Raw genomic sequence first — 15,209 nt, 5'->3', positions numbered from 1 at the left:
GTACCCTCCATTACTCGCGGTCATACTGACCGCCGGGTCGTCGCGGTACGGCGGGTTACACTATGAAAATTGCGATCTACAAGGAGAGGTATGGCACGTGGTAGGAGTCCGGTGATGCAGCGTCGCCGGCTCGCCGCCGAGCTACACCGACTGCGCGGTGCGTCCGGCAAAACCCTGGAGGACGTCGCCGCCCACCTGGAATGCTCGCCCGCCAAGATCAGCCGGATCGAGAACAACCAGGTGGCCGTGCGGATCCAGGACGCCCGCGAGCTGCTCGACCTGTACGGGGTGACCGGCGACCGGCGCGAGGAACTGCTCCAGATGGTGCGCCAGGCACGGGTCAAGGGCTGGTGGGCCGGCTACGCCGACCTGCTCGACGAGGCCACCGAGACCCTGCTCAGCCTGGAGGAGGAGGCGGTGGCGATCCGGCTCTACGAGAACGGCGTGGTGCCGCCCCTCCTGCAGACCGCCGACTACGCCCGGTGCTGCCTGCAGTCCTGGACCGACCTTCCTTTGGACGTCGTCCGCCGCCGCGTCGAGCTGTGCATGGACCGCCAGCGCATCCTGGACCGCGCGGACCCGCCCGAACTCACCGTGGTCCTCGACGAGGCCGCGCTGCGCCGCCGCGTCGACTCCGGGGAGGTGATGCGCGCCCAGCTGGAACGCCTGATCGACGACTCCGCCCGCCCCTCGGTGACCCTGCTGGTGCTGCCGTTCACCGCCGGCCCCCACCAGGCCATGGGCTTCCCCTTCCGGGTCTTCGAGTTCAACGGCGAGGACCCCAAGGTCGCCTACGCCGAGGTGCTCGACCGCGGCCATCCGATCGAGTCGGCCGAAGAGGTCGGCCGTTACAGCGCCGCCTTCCAACAGGTCCAGGCGCTGGCCCTGCCACCGAAGGAGTCCCGCCGCTTCCTGCACGAACTTCTGGACACCATGTGATCGCCCCACCGTCCCTGACCTTTCGCCGAGTGGATGCGCCGTCCACGCTCCCCCCGGCAACCGGGACCCGCACCGGGACACCAACCCGGCACCGCACAGGGACATCCGCGCCCGTCCGGCCGCCCAAGCGGTCGTGGGGACGATCCGCCGCGGACCTGCTGAGCAAGATGGCCGGCGACGAACTCAAGAAGACAGGCAGGAAGCGATCGGGCACGCAACGGGCACGAAAGCGCAAGAAGGGGGCCTGAACGATGAAAGCCCAGGTCGGGGAACTATCCCTTGACCTGGGCTTTTTCGTGGGTGGAGGCACGGGGATTCGAACCCCGGACACCTGGCTTGCAAAGCCAGTGCTCTGCCAACTGAGCTATGCCCCCCTGATGGGCGCCGCGGGCGCGGCAGGCGACAGCTTACCCGGGTGCGGCGCTCAGCGTGTCATCGTCGTGGGCGCCGTCGGACGCGGTGAGGACCAGGTCGGGGAAGTCGGCGATGCTGGGCAGCACGTGGGTGGCGCCGGCGCGCAGGAGGCGGTCGCGGTCGTGGGCGCCGGTGAGGACGCCGGCGGTGATCGAGGCGCCCGCGCGGCGGCCGGCCAGGATGTCGTTCTCGGTGTCGCCGCAGACGGCGATGTGCCGGACGTCGTCGACGTGCAGGCGGAGCGCGGCGGACAGGACGAGGTCGGGCCAGGGGCGGCCGCGGCGGTCCTCGTCGGGGCACAGCGCCAGGTCGACGCGGTCCCACCAGCCCAGGGCGTCCAGGATGCGGCCGAGGGTGCGCTGGCTGAACCCGGTGATCAGGCATACGCGTACCCCGGCGCCGGCCAGCCGTTCGATGGCGGTCTCGGCGCCGGGTACGGGGACAACGCCTCGCCGGTCGACGATCTGGTCGTAGGCGCGTTCGAACGACAGGTGCGCGGCCCGCGCGCGGGCCTCGTCCCCCGGGAACAGCGCCCGAAAGATTTCGATCTTGGGTCGTCCGCGCCAGTCGCGCACCTGCGCCATGGCGCGTTCGTGCGCCGCCGTGCCGGACGCGATGCCCAGCGCGGCGATCGCCTCGGCGAAGGCGGTTTCCACGGCGTCGCCGTCGGCGACCGTGGTCCCGGCGAGATCGAGGCAGGCGACGGTGATCCGCCCCGCTTCGGTCACGCCGGGCCCTCCTCGAAGTCGTTCTTCCGTCCGCCGCGGCGGCGGCGCCGGCGGATCAGTTGTCGGTGGACGTCGCCTCGGTCCACAGGTCCAGCTCGGCACGGTCCTGCTGCAGCCGACGCCACACGACGAAGCCACCGAGAGCGACGACAGCGAGAACAAGCAGCTTCTTCACGGTGGGACCCCTTACCTCGACTATGAAGCCAGACCCCGGGGAAGGAACGGATGCGAAAAGAGTCTCCCCCAGGCTCTCCGCAGCCTAGCAACCGATGCCGGTCGGTCCGCACCCCAACACCGGTATTGGACGGGGTGTCCGGTCCATCCAGGACGGACCGGACGACCCGGGGGAGAGGGGGGCGAATGCACGCTGAGGACGATTTCGGTCTCTGGGAGCAGGAGCTGAGACGCGACCGGGCGGACGCGGCCGAGGACCGCGGCGGCAGGCGCGGCATGCTGCTGGTGGCGATCATGACGTCGCTGGGCTGCACGGCGATGATCGGGCTCGGTGAGGCGCCGCTGGGCGCGGCGGGGCTGGTGGTGGCCGGGCTGATCATGCTGCTGTGGCGGACGGGCTGGTGATCCGCGATCTCCGGCTCGGAGCCGCGAAATGATCTCGCCGATGATCAAATGAAGACATCACCACCGAACGGACATGAGGGGGATGCATGAGTGACACCGCACGTCCCGCGACCGCCAGCGGCACGTTCACGATCGGCGGCGACCTGACCGTGCACCGGCTGGGATACGGCGCCATGCAGATCACCGGGCCGGGCGTGTGGGGTGAGCCCGCCGACCGCGACGAGGCCGTGCGGGTGCTGCGCCGTGCCGTCGAGCTGGGCGTCGACCTGATCGACACCGCCGACTCCTACGGCCCGTTCGTCAGCGAGGAGCTGATCGCCGAGGCGCTGTACCCGTACCCGGAGGGCCTGGTGATCGCGACCAAGGGCGGCCTGACCCGGCCGGGTCCGAACCGCTGGCTGCCGGTGGGGCGTCCCGAGTACCTGCGGCAGTGCGTGGAGATGAGCCTGCGCCGGCTGCGGCTGGAGCGCATCGACCTGTACCAGCTGCACCGCATCGACCCGAAGGTGCCGCTGGAGGAGCAGCTGGGCGTGCTGCGCGAGCTGCAGGGCGAGGGCAAGATCCGGCACATCGGGCTGTCGGAGGTGACGGTGGAGGAGATCCGGGCCGCGCGCGAGCACGTCGAGGTGGCGTCGGTCCAGAACCTCTACAACCTGACCGAGCGCAAGTCCCAGGACGTCCTGGAGTACTGCGAGAGCGAGAAGATCGGCTTCATCCCGTGGTTCCCGCTGGCGACCGGCGAGCTGGCCAAGCCGGGCGGGGTGCTGGCCGAGGCGGCGGCCCGGCACGACGCCAGCCCGGCGCAGCTGGCGCTGGCGTGGCTGTTGCACCGGTCTGCGGTGATGCTGCCGATTCCGGGCACGTCCAAGGTGGCCCACCTGGAGGACAACGTGGCGGCGGCGACGATCTCGCTGACCGACGAGGAGGTCGCCGAGCTCGCCGAGCTGGCCTAGGCAGGTCCGGTGATCATGGCGTCCGGCTCTTGAGCGCGGGTGGGGGCGCCGGCCGGGTCGCTCGCTGCGTGCTGCGAGTCTGCGGCTTCGCCGCCGTCACGATACGGGCGATTCCGCCTTGAACGTTGCTGCGCAATGCGGCGGAACCCGCGCGTCAGATTGGCTCGCGGACCAGGCAGCAGGCCGGCGACGCGTACGGCGGCATTCCCGTGAAACGCGTAGGAGGCGGTCACCCGGCATGCCCGGTTCGGCGAGCGCCGGGGCCGCACGCTGCTCGAACGGCGGTTGCGCCAACGCGGACTGCACGTCCAGCGCCGCTCCGTGAGCGTCCGTCGGGTCCGGCATCTCGGGCGCCACGGCGTCGGGCGACCGTGCGGGCGACGCCGCGTCCGTCCCGGGCCGCTGGACGGCCCGGGACGGACTGCCGTTGCGGTGTCAGGCGGGGAAGACGTGCCGGAGTCGCCAGCTGTCGGCGTCGCGGCCCAGTTCCGCCACCGCCACGCCCTCGGCGCTGTTGATCCGCACCCGGTAGACCGTGCCGTGCGGGGGCGCCGCGTAGGTCTTCAGGACCGCGGACACGGCGTAGCGTGCCCCCCGCCATTCGTACGCGGTGAGCCGTCCTGAGGCGTCGTGCTCAGCGCGGATCGGCTCGTTGAGAAGCTGCCCCATGGTTCCGCGAGCCTAGCACCGTTCGAACGTATGTTCGCAGCCCAGCGGGGGCATGGGACGGTTCCGAAAGAGCCCGGATCGGCGTCCCCGCAAGACCTGGGGGCCGGTCCGACGTCCGCGGAGATTTTACGTGTCCGGATGCGGCTCGGCCGGGGATCGCCACACCGCCGGGGCGCCGGGAGCCCGGGGGGTTGACTTCATGTGGACTTTAAGGCGCAGCATCCCGCGCATGTCCATCGACGCACTCATCGCACGGCTCGACGCGTACGACGCCGACCCGTCCGCGGTCCGGCTGCGCACCCGTTCCTACGAACTGCTCGGCGACCCCGCCGGCCTGGTGGCCGACGTGGGGTGCGGCGCGGGCCTGGCCGTGGCCGAACTGGCCGAGCGGGGCGTGCAGGCGGTCGGTGTCGACGTCAGCGAGCAGATGATCGAGCTTGCCCGACGCCGCCGGTCCGGCGCCGACTTCCGCATCGGCGGCGCCTGCGACCTGCCGTTCGGCGACGGCGAGCTCGCCGGGTACCGCGCGGACAAGGTGTTCCACGAGCTGGCCGACCCGACGCGCGCCCTGGCCGAGGCGCGGCGGGTGCTGATGCCCGGCGGACGCATCGTCCTGGTCGGCCAGGACTGGGACACGTTCGTGATCGACTCGTCCGCCCCCGAGCTCACCAGGCGCATCGTGCACGCCCGCGCCGACCAGATCACCTCCCCGCGTGCGGCCCGCGCACACCGCTCGCTCCTGCTGGACGCCGGTTTCCAGGACGTGGCGGTCGAGGTGCACACGGCCGTTTTCACAGGCCAGAGGGCCGAGCCGATGCTGGGGATGCTGACGGCCGCGGCCGAGGCGGCGTGCACCTCCGGCGTGGTGACGCGCGCGGAGGCCGACGGCTGGCTGGCCGAGCAGCGCGACCGCGTCCGCTCTGACCGTTTCCTCCTGGCCGTGCCGATGTTCGTGGCCGCCGCGACCCGGCCGCCCTCCCGGACCGCCTAGAGCTGTGGACATCAACAGGCTGTGGATAACTTTGTGCACACGCTCTGACCGGCGCGTACGCGTGTCTGCCCACATCCTCTCCACACGGAAATCCCCAGCAGGCAGGGCTTTCCGCAGCCCGCGCGCCGAGTTTTGCACAATCATCCCAGGTAAACGATCACCTGTGGACATTCCCCAGGAGTCCACAGCCTGTGGATAACTGCCGTGCACAACCTGTGGGTGAGCGGCGCGACGATGGTCCACCGCTCATCCCCACCTTCACCCCCAACCCGCGGACCTTTCGCCCACCGGGCGGACAGCGCGCTGACCAGGCAACACAGCAAAAATGATCACTCGTTGCGCTCGTTCATTCACAGCCTGTGGACAAAGTCTCTCCACAGTGCCGCCGAACAGGTGGATGACGTTACCCACCGCCTGTCCCCAGGACGGTCCCCAGGGCCGGCCGGGTGTGGAAGACACGATCCCGGCAGGACGCACCCCGGCTCCACGCGACACACCGGCGGTGCGAAGGCGTTGCTCCTCAAAGATCGCCCAGGTTCACGGCGGCGGCGATGGCCAGGGCCCCGGCGTCGTTCGGATGCAGGCCGTCCATGAACACGTAGCCGGGACGCGGCCGCGTCGGGTCCGCCGGGTCGGCCATGACGCGGTCCACGTCCAGCACCGCGTCGTACTCGCCGCTGGTGCGCACCCACTCGTTGAACTGGCGGCGGACCTTCTCCGCCTCCTGGCTCCAGATCGGGAACAGCGCGCCCTTCATCGGCAGGATGGTCGCGCCGATCGCCTTGATCCCGTGGGCGTGCGCCTCCCGGATCAGCCGGCGGTGGCCGTCGATCAGTTCCGCCGCGCTCACCTCCGGATTCGGCCGCACGCACGGGTCGTCCATCTGCGGAGCGCCGATGTCGTTGGCGCCCAGATGCACGATCACCGCGCGGACGCCGGGACGGCCGAGCACGTCGCGGCGGAACCGGCCGACGCCGCTCTGCCCGCCGCACTGCGAGTCGCGCAGCAGCTTGCCGGTGCCGACCCCCGCGTTGACGACGCCGTACGGGCGGCGCGCCGCGGCCAGCCGCTCGGCCAGCCCGTCGGGGACGCGGCGGTCGGCGCCCGAGGTCGTGCCCACCCCGTCCACGAGCGAGTCGCCGAGGACGACCACCGTCCCCCTCCCGGCCCGGCCGCCGTCCACATCGACGCCGCTCAGGAAGTACCAGGAGCCCGTGGAGTCCGTGAACGCCTCCGCGCCGACGTCGGACAGGTGGTCGCCGTCCGCCCGGTAGGTGGAGTCGAGGGCGAAGCGGTGGAAGGTGGCCGGACCGGTGGCACCGGTGAACCGCAGGCTCACCGTCAGCCGTTCCAGCGGAGACGTGCTGAGGGGCACCGCGTCGCTGACCGCCTCCCGTCCGGGCGGGATCACCGTGCCGGACGCCCCGCCGAACGTCACCTTCCGCAGGCTGTCCGGCCACACCAGGGCGCCACCGGCCGACCTGCCCACCGTCGCGCCGTCCACCCGCAGCGGCCTGGTGCCGAACACGTTGGACAGGCGGACGCGCAGCCGCGTCCCACCCACGCCGACCCGCACGACCTGCCGGACGGTCTGGTTGTGGAAGCCTTCCTCCGACCAGTTTCGGCCGGAGTCCTCATCGCCTGCCACCGGGGGCTGCACGGCCGTGCCCCAACCGCCCACCCAGGTCGTGGTGTTGGACTCGGTGGCGCGGGCCCGTGCCGCCGCCACCACCGGACGGGACGGCGAGGTCTGCACGATCCCGGCGACGAGTGCCAGGCCGACGACACTGCCCAGCGCTATCCGCACGCCCCGGGTGAATGGTCCCGCAATCCGCATGCGACCGAGCCTGCCGACCGGAAGAATCGGACGCAGCGGGGCTTCCTCCCCAACCGGAGGTGTGGTTCTCCCCACCATGGCGCCGACGCCCAAAGGTCGTGCCCGTTATCACATCGATCCCGCTCAGGAAGTACCGATTTCTTGAACGCCTCCACAGGTGGACCGCCATCCACCCCCGGGCGAGCCGCTCCACAATGCGGCCGAGCCTGCCAACCAGAAGGCTCACGCCCAACACGGCACCCCCCAAACGTGCAACCCCCACCACAACGCCGACCTCCACCCCATCCACGGCCGAGCCCCAAGGACGCACCACCCGCCATCCACACCGATCCCACCCAAGAAGTGAAATCCTCGAACGCCTCCACAGGTGGTCGCCTTCCACCTCCCCCAGGCGGGGTGGCCGCAGTAGTCGCGCGGCCGAGTCCGGCGACCGGAAGGCTCGGGCATATCGGGGCATCCTCCCCCGTCGGAGGTGCGGTTGCCCCGCTGTGGCGTCGGCGCCGCGCGGCGGAGCCGTCCGTGCAGGACTTTCGTCCACAGGTTGTGGATAACTCGTCCGGTAGTGCCTGAGCAGGGACGACGCGGATGGATCGCGATCTTGCAGGAGGCGTCGTCCCCAGGTCGGCGAGCGCGGTCCATGGTCGCACGGCGTCCCGAACGACTCCTACGATGCGAACGTGAGCGACACGGGCGGCAGGCGGTCCGCGGACACCGAGACGGAGCTCACCGGTCTGCTCGCCGCCGTGCAGGAGGGCCGGGACGCCAGCGCATGGGATCTCGCGCGGCGCCTGACCGACAAGGGCACCGACCCTGACGCGGCGCTCCGCGCCCTGTCCGCCGCCGAGCCCCGCACCTGGCTGCGGCTCGACACCGCACTGCGCTCCTGGCACGCCTACACCGGCGCCCCCAGGGTCAAGCCCCCGGTGGACGCCGATGCGCTGGACGTGCTCGTCGCCGCCTGCTCCAACGACGGACGCGTCCGCCAGGCCGCCCTCGCCACCACCGCCTTGCGCACCGACCCCCGCCTGTGGCCGATCCTGGTGCTCCGCTCGGCCGACTGGGCCGCGCCCGTCCGGAACAACGCCAGGACCGTCCTGCGGTATGCGCTCGCCACCGCCCGCGGCGGGCAGCGCACCTCCGCGCTGCTCACAGCGGTCGGCGTGGCGCTGCGGATACGCGGGCGGGCCCGCGCCGACGCCATCATGGCGATGGTGACCGAGGCCGTGCGCAACGACTCCTCGGCCTTGCTGGCAGAAGCACGCCGGTCCCCGAGCCCGCCCATCCGGCGGTGGGCCTACCGGCTGTGGCTGGACGACGCGGTCGCCCTGGACACGCTCGTCGAAACCGCCCTGCGGGAGACCGACATCGTCTGCCGCATGCTGTGCGCCGAAGCGGCCGCGCAGCGTGCCCTGGCGGAGGGGGACGTTCGACCACTGGAGCGGATGCTCGCCTCGCGCAACACACGCGTGCAGGCCGAGGCCCTCACCGCCCTGGTCAAGCTGGGTCGTGCCGACCGCGGCCGGGTCTTCCTCACCAGCCGCTCCGCGCTGGTGCGGGCCACAGCCCAGTGGGCCGTACGGGAGACGGGCTCCGACCCCGCGGAGCTGTACCGCACCGCCCAGGCGTCCCCCGCCGAGTTGCCGGGGCTGGTGGCGGGCCTGGGCGAGTGCGGGGACGCGCGGGACGTCGAACGCGTGCGTCCCTACCTGCGTCACGAACGTCCGCGGGTGCGGGCCGCCGCCGTCCGCGCCTTCCACCGGCTCAGCGGGCCGGACGAGGAGCTCGCGGCGCTGCTGACCGACCCGTCTCCGGCCGTGGTCCGCGCGGTGACGCGGCGGCGGGTGACCGCCCTGCCCTCCGAACGGCTGCGGGAACTGCTGGCCGATGCCACACATCCGCGCCACGTCCGCCAAGGCGCGTTCTACCTGCTGAAGACCTGCGGCGCCTGGACGCGGGTCGAGGCCGACCTGCTGCTGCTCGCCTCCGACGACCCGGTCCTGGGGCAGATCGCCCGCGCGGACCTGCTCGCGTGGTTGTACCGGGACTCCGCCACCGTGTACACGACGCCGTCCCCGCAGACCCGCGAACGGCTGCACGCACTCGCCGCACAGGCCGGCCCGCGCCTCGGCGAGGACGGGGCGCGGCGGCTGCGCTGGCTCCTCGGCCACGGCCGCCCCTGACCAGTCGGCCGAACCCTGCCGGCCCCCGCAAGCGCCCTGCCCGTAACCGCGGCGGCGGACGGCCGATTCCGGCAAGGCGCACATGGCCTCCCGACCCGTCGGGAAGGATCTTCGCCGAACACCGAAAACCTCTCGGAACGGTCATGCAAGCCATTTCAAAAGGTCCGGCGAACCGAACATCACGGCTGGCTCAGCAATACCGCAGGGGTCCATTTCCCCGGTACTCGACCTATGAGAGGGTGCTCACACCGCCATTCGCCTAGGCTCGACAAGGACCGGCGGTCGCAGCCGTGAGCGCCGGTACGCCCACCCCCCGAAGGTCGACCATGGAACCGCTGCATTACACGATCTTCTGCGTCGACATGGTGGACTCGACCAAGAGCCCCACCGACTGGCATCGGCGCGTGGCGCGCAGCGGCATGTACCGGGCGCTGCGCCGGGCGTTCGTTCGGGCCCGGCTGCCCTGGTACCTGCGCTGGCGGCGGCACCTCGAAGACCGCGGGGACGGCGCGCTCATCCTCATCTCCGCGGCGGTGCCGTCCGCGCGGGCGCTGAAGGCGCTGCCGCATCTGGCCCGCGAGCTGGCCGCGCACAACGCCACCACCAACACGGGCGCGCACATCCGGTTGCGGGTCGCCCTGCACGCCGGGGAGGTGACGCACGACCCTTACGGGGTGTTGGGCAAGGCGGTCGACGACACTTTCCGGCTGCTGGACGCACCGGAATTCAAGGCGCAGGTACGGGAAAACGACGCCGTCCTGCACGTGATCATTTCCGATGCGTTCTACACCGGCATCGTCAGACAGGGCGGTCCGCAGAATGATCCGGGCGCCTACCGGCCGCTGATGGCGTCGGTGCGGCAGGAGCGGCCCGCACGGGCGTGGACGCGGTCGTTCCCCGAGCCGCGGCTGCGCATGCGTGTCACGGGCCGGTCGGCTCCGCCCCGTGTGTTCGGCGCCGTGGCGGTGGGCGTGACGGCGCTGTCGCTGCTGACTCTGGTGCCGGGGGAGTCGCGGCCGATGTTCTGCAGCGATCCGCCGGTGCAGCTGCGGGTGCGGGTGTCCGCCGAGAAGGCCGGCGTCGTCCAGACGCTGGCCCAGGAGTTCGAGCGCATCCGCCACCACAAGGAGACCGGCTGCCGGATGGTCGACATCAACGTGGTGACGGCGTCCAACGCGGGCGGCATCGAGGAGTCGGTCAGGCAGGGCTGGCTGATGCGCGGCCCGGCCCAGATGTCCGTCGAGCGGACGGCGGCGGCGTCGGCGCAGACCACCGGCGGCGAGGTGTCCGACGAGGCGGACGTGTGGCTGCCCGACTCGTCCCTGGAGGTCGAGCAGGTGCGGGAGGTGCTGCGCGCCCAGCGGATCGGCACGGTCACGCTGGACGTCAAGGGGAGCATCGCGCGGTCGCGTCTGGTGCTGGGCGTGCCCTCGACCATGGCCGACAAGCTGAAACTGCCCGGGGGCGGGGTCGTGCCCTGGGAGGAGATGCTGAAGTGGCCGGAGCAGGGCTACCTGTTCGGCCGGGCCAGCCCCCGCACGTCCAGCACGGGCTTGGCGGCGACGGCCGCGCTGTACGGCGCCGTGCTGGGCCGCGACGTGCTGAACGAGGACACGCTGAGCGGCACGGACGCGGCCACGCGGCTGCACGCCGTGGAGCAGGCCATCGCCCGCGACGACGACGAGCCGGAGCGGCTGCTGTGCGCGGTGCGCACGTCCCCCGCGGGCAGCGACCTGCACGACAGGACGGCGGTGCTGGTCTCGCAGAAGGCGCTGGTCGACTACCGTGCGGGCGACTCGCTGGGCGGCCGCTGCCCGCTGCCTGCCGGTGCCGAGCAGCCCGAGCTGCTGACGTTCGCGATTCGGGAAGGGACCCCCCTGTTCGACCACCCGTACGTGGTGATCAACCGGACGCCGCAGGCGAGCCCCGAGCGGCGGCGGGTCATCGACCAGCTCTACCGGTTCCTGCGCTCGGGCGATGCGCAGGATCAGTTCCGGTACGCCGGGTTCAGCACCGTGACGGACTGGAACCCGCCGCTGGACACACCGCCGGTGGACCTCGCTGGGAAGATCCACTACGGGCCGCTGCTGGAGGCGTGGGACCGCGTCCGCAAGTCCGCCGACGTGCTGATGGCGGTGGACGTGTCGGCGGCGATGGACGTCCCGTTCCCCGAGGCCGACGGCACCCGGCTGGCCGCTGCGGAGAACGCCATCGCGCTGTCGCGGCGGCTCATGGGCGCACGCGACCGGATCGCGCTGTGGACGTTCGCCCGCGACCTGGACGGCGACCGCGACCACCGCTCGGTGGTGCCGCTCGGACCGCCCGACCGGGCGCAGACCGACCGGTTGAACAAGGTCCGGCTGGACCTGGGCGGTCGCGGCACCGTCCTGTACGGCCCCGTCCGCGACGCCGTGCGGGAGCTGCGCCGGTCCGGCGGCGGGCAGGGGCGGGAGGACTCCGACGCGCCCACCAAGGCGCTGATCGTGATCGCCGACGGCACCGACGACGGCGACGACGACCAGGTGCTGGCCGACCGGCTGCGCGCCGATCTGCTGGACGGCTCGCCCGTCCGCCTCTACGTCCTGGCCTTCCACAGCGGCGGCTGCGCCAACGGCTTGGACCGCATCGCGCAGGCGGGCGGCGGCGCCTGCTACCCGATCGACGACATGACCGCCATGCGCAAGGCGCTCGACGGCGTGGCGGCCGGGCTGTGGGGCAAGCCCCGGCGGTCCACGTGAGGTCCGGCCGCGTGCGGTCACACGACGAGGGGGTCGCGATGGAACTGGCTTCACCGGTGCTCCGCCGGGCCGTGTCGGCGGTGGCGGCCGCGTCCGCGGCGGTGGCGGTCGCAGCGGCGTGCACGTCCGCGGCGCCGGACGATGAGGACGCCGACGGGGTGGGCCGCATCGTCTTCGCCGACAGCCACGACACCACCCGCGGTCGGCAGATCGCACGGCTCGTCGACGCCTGGAACAGGATCCATCCCGACGAGCGCGTCGAGATGGTGGAGCTGACGGAGAACTCCGACGACCAGCGCGCCCAGCTTGTCGCGCACGCCCAGGACGCGTCCGCCGCCCGCGAGCGGGAGGCGGACGGGGAGGAAGCGGCGACGGGCGCCGACGCCTGCTACGACGTGGTGTCCATCGACATCGTCCGGACGGCCGAATTCGCCCGCTGGGGTTACATCGTGCCGCTCGACCGCGACGACTTCGACGCCGACGCTTTTTTGGCCAAGCCCCTCGAAGGTGCCAGCTACCAGGGGAAACTGTGGGCGATTCCGCTGCGCGCGGACGTCGGGCTGCTGTATTACCGCACGGACGTGCTCGCCCAGGCCGGGCGGCAGATTCCCAAGAAATGGACCTGGAAGGATCTGCGTGACATCGCCCTGCAGGTGGCGCCCGCGTACAAGCTGGAGGGTTATGTCACCCAGTTGGGCGCCTACGAGGGGTTCACCGTGAACGCCATGGAGGCGTTCTGGGCCACCGGCGGAGAGATCATCGGCCCCAAGGGCGAGATCCTCACCAAGCCCGAGAAGCTGCGGCCGGGCATCGACCGGCTCCACCAGGGCCTCGCCGAGGGCTGGATACCGAGGGAGACCCTGTCGTACAACGAGGAGGGCAGCCGAGCGGCGTTCCAGGACGGCAAGGCGCTGTTCATGCGCAACTGGACGTACGCCTACCAGGTGCTGAACTCCAGCGGTTCGCGCGTCGCCGGAAAGTTCGCGGTGGCGGCGCTGCCGACCCCCTCGTCGCTGGGCGGCTGGAACCTGGCGCTGTCGAGCTGCTCGCGGCACCGCGACACGGCCCGGCGGTTCATGAAGTTCCTGACCAGCCCGGACAGCCAGCGGACCCTGTTCAGCCAGGCCGGGGTGGCGCCGACCCGCAAGGCGCTCTACGAAGACGATGCGCTGCGGAGGGCGTATCCGCATCTGGACACCATGCGGGAGGCGATCAAAGCGGCCCGCCCCCGTCCGGTCACGCCCTACTACGACCAGGTGTCCAGCCTCATCCAGACGCATGTGCGCCAGGCTCTGGTCGATCCCGGCACCACGGACCGCGACTGGCAGGCCGTCAGGGACCGCGAGCTCAGGGACCTCAACAAGCGGATGCACACGGCCGCGGACGGCCGGTGACGCCTGGAACACCCCTTTTCGGGGCCGTCCGCCGCGGGTGCGAGAGGATGGGGGAATGGGACAGGTCACTGCCACCGCCGAGAAGACGGTCAAAGCGAGCCCGCAGCGGGTGCTGGAGGCGGTCGGCGACTACGACGGCGTGCGCGCGCGGACGCTCACCGGGCACTTCAGCGAGTACGAGGTGCGCGAGGGCGGCAAGGGCGCCGGCACGGTGGTGCACTGGAAGCTGGCCGCCACCGGCAAGCGCGTCCGCGACTGCCTGATGTCGGTCAGCGTCCCCGACGCGAACACGCTCGTCGAACGCTACGCCAACTCGTCCATGGTCACCACCTGGACGGTCTCCCCCGCCGGTGACGGCACGCGCGTGCGCGTCACCACCACCTGGCGCGGAGCGAGCGGCATCGGCGGGTTCTTCGAACGCACGTTCGCACCCCGCGGCCTGCAGCGCATCTACGACGAGCAGCTCGCCAAGCTCGCGTCCGAGCTCGCCGGATGACGCGCGCCGCAAAGACCCCGGCGGGCGACGGCGCGGCGAAGCAGGAGCGCTACCGCCGCCGTTCGGCGCGCGTGCTGCTGGTGGACGACAGCGAACGCATCCTGCTGTTCCGTTTCCTGCGCGAGCGGGGCAGGCCCGACCTCGGCCACTTCTGGATCACCCCCGGCGGAGGCGTCGACGGCGGCGAGGACCTGCGCGCGGCGGCCGTCCGGGAACTGCGCGAGGAAACCGGTCTCGCCGTCGCGCCGGACGAGCTCGGCCCCCACGTGGCGGTCACGTCCGGATACGCCGATCTGGGCTGGGCGCGGGGCGTGTTCCGGGACGACTTTTTCCTGCACCGCACGGCCGCCTACGAGATCGACACCTCCGGGTTCCAGACCGTGGAACGCACCCAGATCACCGGTCACCGCTGGTGGACGCTGGACGAGCTGCGGGCGGCCGACGAGCCGGTCTATCCGCTCGGCCTGCCGCCGCTGCTGGCCGATCTGCTGGCCGGGCGCGTCCCCGACGAGCCGGTGCGTCTCCCCTGGCACCACTGATCGTCAACTCGCGAATCATATTTGTCTGGACTGCGCCCCAACTCCTGGGGTGAACTGGTCGTCAATTTATGTGCTAACCCCGCAGTGCGCCCCGGTTCGCGGGTTCGAGGCGGGGTGGCCGTCCGGCCGTTGATGTCGGGGTCACCGGTTATGGTCGCGTCGTCGCTCCCCGCGGCACGAGTTGGTGGAAAGGGAAACAGGTGAGCACCGAGGGTGGACGCCCCGAAGAGATCCGTCATCCCTCCGAGCAGGGTTCCTGGGCCGACCCCGCCGCGGGCCAGCCCTCGAGCACCCAGCCGCCGCCCGGCCAACCCCCCGGCCAGGCGCCGGCGGGTCGAGCACCCGCTCAGCCGGCCGGCGAGGCACCTGGTCAGCCGCCGACAGGTCAACCGCCCGGCCAGACCCCCGCTCAGGCGCCAGCCAGCCAAACGCCGGGTCAGCAGCCGTCCGGCCAGGCCCCCGGGCAGGCGCCCGAGCAGCCGCCGTCCGGCCAGGCGCCGCCCGGTCAACCATCCGGCCAAGCACCCTCCGGCCAGGCACCTAACCAGCCACCCGCTCAGGCATCCAGCTGGCCCCCCGGCCAGGCACCTGGTCAGCCGCCGACAGGTCAACCGCCCGGCCAAGCCCACGGTCAGGCGCCAGCCGGCCAGGCACCCGGCCAGGTGCCCGCTCAGGCATCCAGCTGGCCCCCCGGCCAACCGCCATCCGGCCAAGCACCCGCTCAGCCGGCCGGGCAGGCGCCTGGCCAACCG

General features: G+C 71.8%; 13 protein-coding genes and 1 tRNA gene. 9 read left to right on the top strand and 5 right to left on the bottom strand.

The window, feature by feature from the left end; genetic code table 11:
• Window positions 1-114 precede the first annotated feature (114 nt).
• Window positions 115-939 carry a helix-turn-helix domain-containing protein gene (locus tag QSK22_RS13930; RefSeq protein ID WP_285494537.1) on the top strand — a complete coding sequence of 275 codons (825 nt, stop codon included), beginning with the start codon at window positions 115-117 and terminating at the stop codon, window positions 937-939.
• Between the two features lie 301 nt (window positions 940-1,240).
• Here QSK22_RS13930 and QSK22_RS13925 read toward each other — a convergent pair.
• The 3 genes from QSK22_RS13925 to QSK22_RS13915 form a co-directional block, all read right to left on the bottom strand.
• A tRNA-Ala gene (locus QSK22_RS13925) sits at window positions 1,241-1,313 on the bottom strand.
• Window positions 1,314-1,346: 33 nt separating this feature from the next.
• Entirely contained in the window at window positions 1,347-2,081 is a 735-nt protein-coding gene (locus tag QSK22_RS13920) for an HAD-IA family hydrolase (RefSeq protein ID WP_285494536.1), read from the bottom strand.
• 55 nt (window positions 2,082-2,136) lie between these two features.
• On the bottom strand, window positions 2,137-2,256 hold the full coding sequence (locus QSK22_RS13915) for a DLW-39 family protein (RefSeq protein ID WP_285494535.1): 120 nt from the start codon (window positions 2,254-2,256) through the stop codon (window positions 2,137-2,139).
• Between the two features lie 185 nt (window positions 2,257-2,441).
• On the opposite strand from QSK22_RS13915, the gene QSK22_RS13910 reads away from it, so the two are divergent.
• Together QSK22_RS13910 and QSK22_RS13905 are read left to right on the top strand one after the other, a co-directional pair.
• Window positions 2,442-2,660: a hypothetical protein gene (locus tag QSK22_RS13910; RefSeq protein ID WP_285494534.1), complete on the top strand. Its 219-nt coding sequence runs from the start codon at window positions 2,442-2,444 to the stop codon at window positions 2,658-2,660.
• Window positions 2,661-2,746: 86 nt separating this feature from the next.
• A complete protein-coding gene (locus QSK22_RS13905; RefSeq protein WP_285494533.1) occupies window positions 2,747-3,613 on the top strand; it encodes an aldo/keto reductase in 867 nt (288 codons plus the stop codon).
• 435 nt (window positions 3,614-4,048) lie between these two features.
• Here QSK22_RS13905 and QSK22_RS13900 read toward each other — a convergent pair whose 3' ends face one another.
• Window positions 4,049-4,282 (bottom strand): hypothetical protein, encoded by a 234-nt coding sequence (locus QSK22_RS13900; protein ID WP_285494532.1) that lies wholly within the window; start codon window positions 4,280-4,282, stop codon window positions 4,049-4,051.
• A gap of 229 nt (window positions 4,283-4,511) precedes the next feature.
• On the opposite strand from QSK22_RS13900, the gene QSK22_RS13895 reads away from it, so the two are divergent.
• Window positions 4,512-5,273: a methyltransferase domain-containing protein gene (locus QSK22_RS13895; RefSeq protein ID WP_285494531.1), complete on the top strand. Its 762-nt coding sequence runs from the start codon at window positions 4,512-4,514 to the stop codon at window positions 5,271-5,273.
• Between the two features lie 520 nt (window positions 5,274-5,793).
• On the opposite strand, the gene QSK22_RS13890 is transcribed toward QSK22_RS13895, so the two are convergent.
• Window positions 5,794-7,110: an SGNH/GDSL hydrolase family protein gene (locus tag QSK22_RS13890; RefSeq protein WP_285494530.1), complete on the bottom strand. Its 1,317-nt coding sequence runs from the start codon at window positions 7,108-7,110 to the stop codon at window positions 5,794-5,796.
• A 677-nt stretch (window positions 7,111-7,787) separates the two neighbouring features.
• Between QSK22_RS13890 and QSK22_RS13885 the strand changes: the two genes are divergently transcribed.
• The 5 genes from QSK22_RS13885 (at window position 7,788) to QSK22_RS13865 (ending at window position 14,457) form a co-directional block, all read left to right on the top strand.
• Window positions 7,788-9,290: a hypothetical protein gene (locus QSK22_RS13885; protein WP_285494529.1), complete on the top strand. Its 1,503-nt coding sequence runs from the start codon at window positions 7,788-7,790 to the stop codon at window positions 9,288-9,290.
• Window positions 9,291-9,616: 326 nt separating this feature from the next.
• Window positions 9,617-12,028: a substrate-binding domain-containing protein gene (locus QSK22_RS13880; RefSeq protein WP_285494528.1), complete on the top strand. Its 2,412-nt coding sequence runs from the start codon at window positions 9,617-9,619 to the stop codon at window positions 12,026-12,028.
• 38 nt (window positions 12,029-12,066) lie between these two features.
• Window positions 12,067-13,422: an ABC transporter substrate-binding protein gene (locus QSK22_RS13875; RefSeq protein ID WP_285494527.1), complete on the top strand. Its 1,356-nt coding sequence runs from the start codon at window positions 12,067-12,069 to the stop codon at window positions 13,420-13,422.
• Between the two features lie 55 nt (window positions 13,423-13,477).
• Entirely contained in the window at window positions 13,478-13,918 is a 441-nt protein-coding gene (locus tag QSK22_RS13870) for an SRPBCC family protein (RefSeq protein WP_285494526.1), read from the top strand.
• Entirely contained in the window at window positions 13,915-14,457 is a 543-nt protein-coding gene (locus QSK22_RS13865; protein WP_285494525.1) for an NUDIX hydrolase, read from the top strand. The genes QSK22_RS13870 and QSK22_RS13865 overlap by 4 nt, the downstream gene beginning before the upstream one ends.
• Window positions 14,458-15,209 lie beyond the last annotated feature (752 nt).

Source organism: Actinomadura sp. NBRC 104425 (genome assembly GCF_030269545.1).
Taxonomy (GTDB): domain Bacteria; phylum Actinomycetota; class Actinomycetes; order Streptosporangiales; family Streptosporangiaceae; genus Spirillospora; species Spirillospora keratinilytica.
The sequence above is the reverse complement of the archived record's forward strand: the minus strand, read 5'-3'. Positions and strand labels throughout refer to the sequence as shown.

Bases quoted from the DNA above. Each gene is read 5' to 3' on its own strand.
- QSK22_RS13930 (WP_285494537.1), top strand. From the start codon at position 115: ATGCAGCGTCGCCGGCTCGCCGCCGAGCTACACCGACTGCGCGGTGCG.
- QSK22_RS13910 (WP_285494534.1), top strand. From the start codon at position 2,442: ATGCACGCTGAGGACGATTTCGGTCTCTGGGAGCAGGAGCTGAGACGC.
- QSK22_RS13905 (WP_285494533.1), top strand. From the start codon at position 2,747: ATGAGTGACACCGCACGTCCCGCGACCGCCAGCGGCACGTTCACGATC.
- QSK22_RS13900 (WP_285494532.1), bottom strand. From the start codon at position 4,282: ATGGGGCAGCTTCTCAACGAGCCGATCCGCGCTGAGCACGACGCCTCA.
- QSK22_RS13895 (WP_285494531.1), top strand. From the start codon at position 4,512: ATGTCCATCGACGCACTCATCGCACGGCTCGACGCGTACGACGCCGAC.
- QSK22_RS13890 (WP_285494530.1), bottom strand. From the start codon at position 7,110: ATGCGGATTGCGGGACCATTCACCCGGGGCGTGCGGATAGCGCTGGGC.
- QSK22_RS13880 (WP_285494528.1), top strand. From the start codon at position 9,617: ATGGAACCGCTGCATTACACGATCTTCTGCGTCGACATGGTGGACTCG.
- QSK22_RS13875 (WP_285494527.1), top strand. From the start codon at position 12,067: ATGGAACTGGCTTCACCGGTGCTCCGCCGGGCCGTGTCGGCGGTGGCG.
- QSK22_RS13870 (WP_285494526.1), top strand. From the start codon at position 13,478: ATGGGACAGGTCACTGCCACCGCCGAGAAGACGGTCAAAGCGAGCCCG.
- QSK22_RS13865 (WP_285494525.1), top strand. From the start codon at position 13,915: ATGACGCGCGCCGCAAAGACCCCGGCGGGCGACGGCGCGGCGAAGCAG.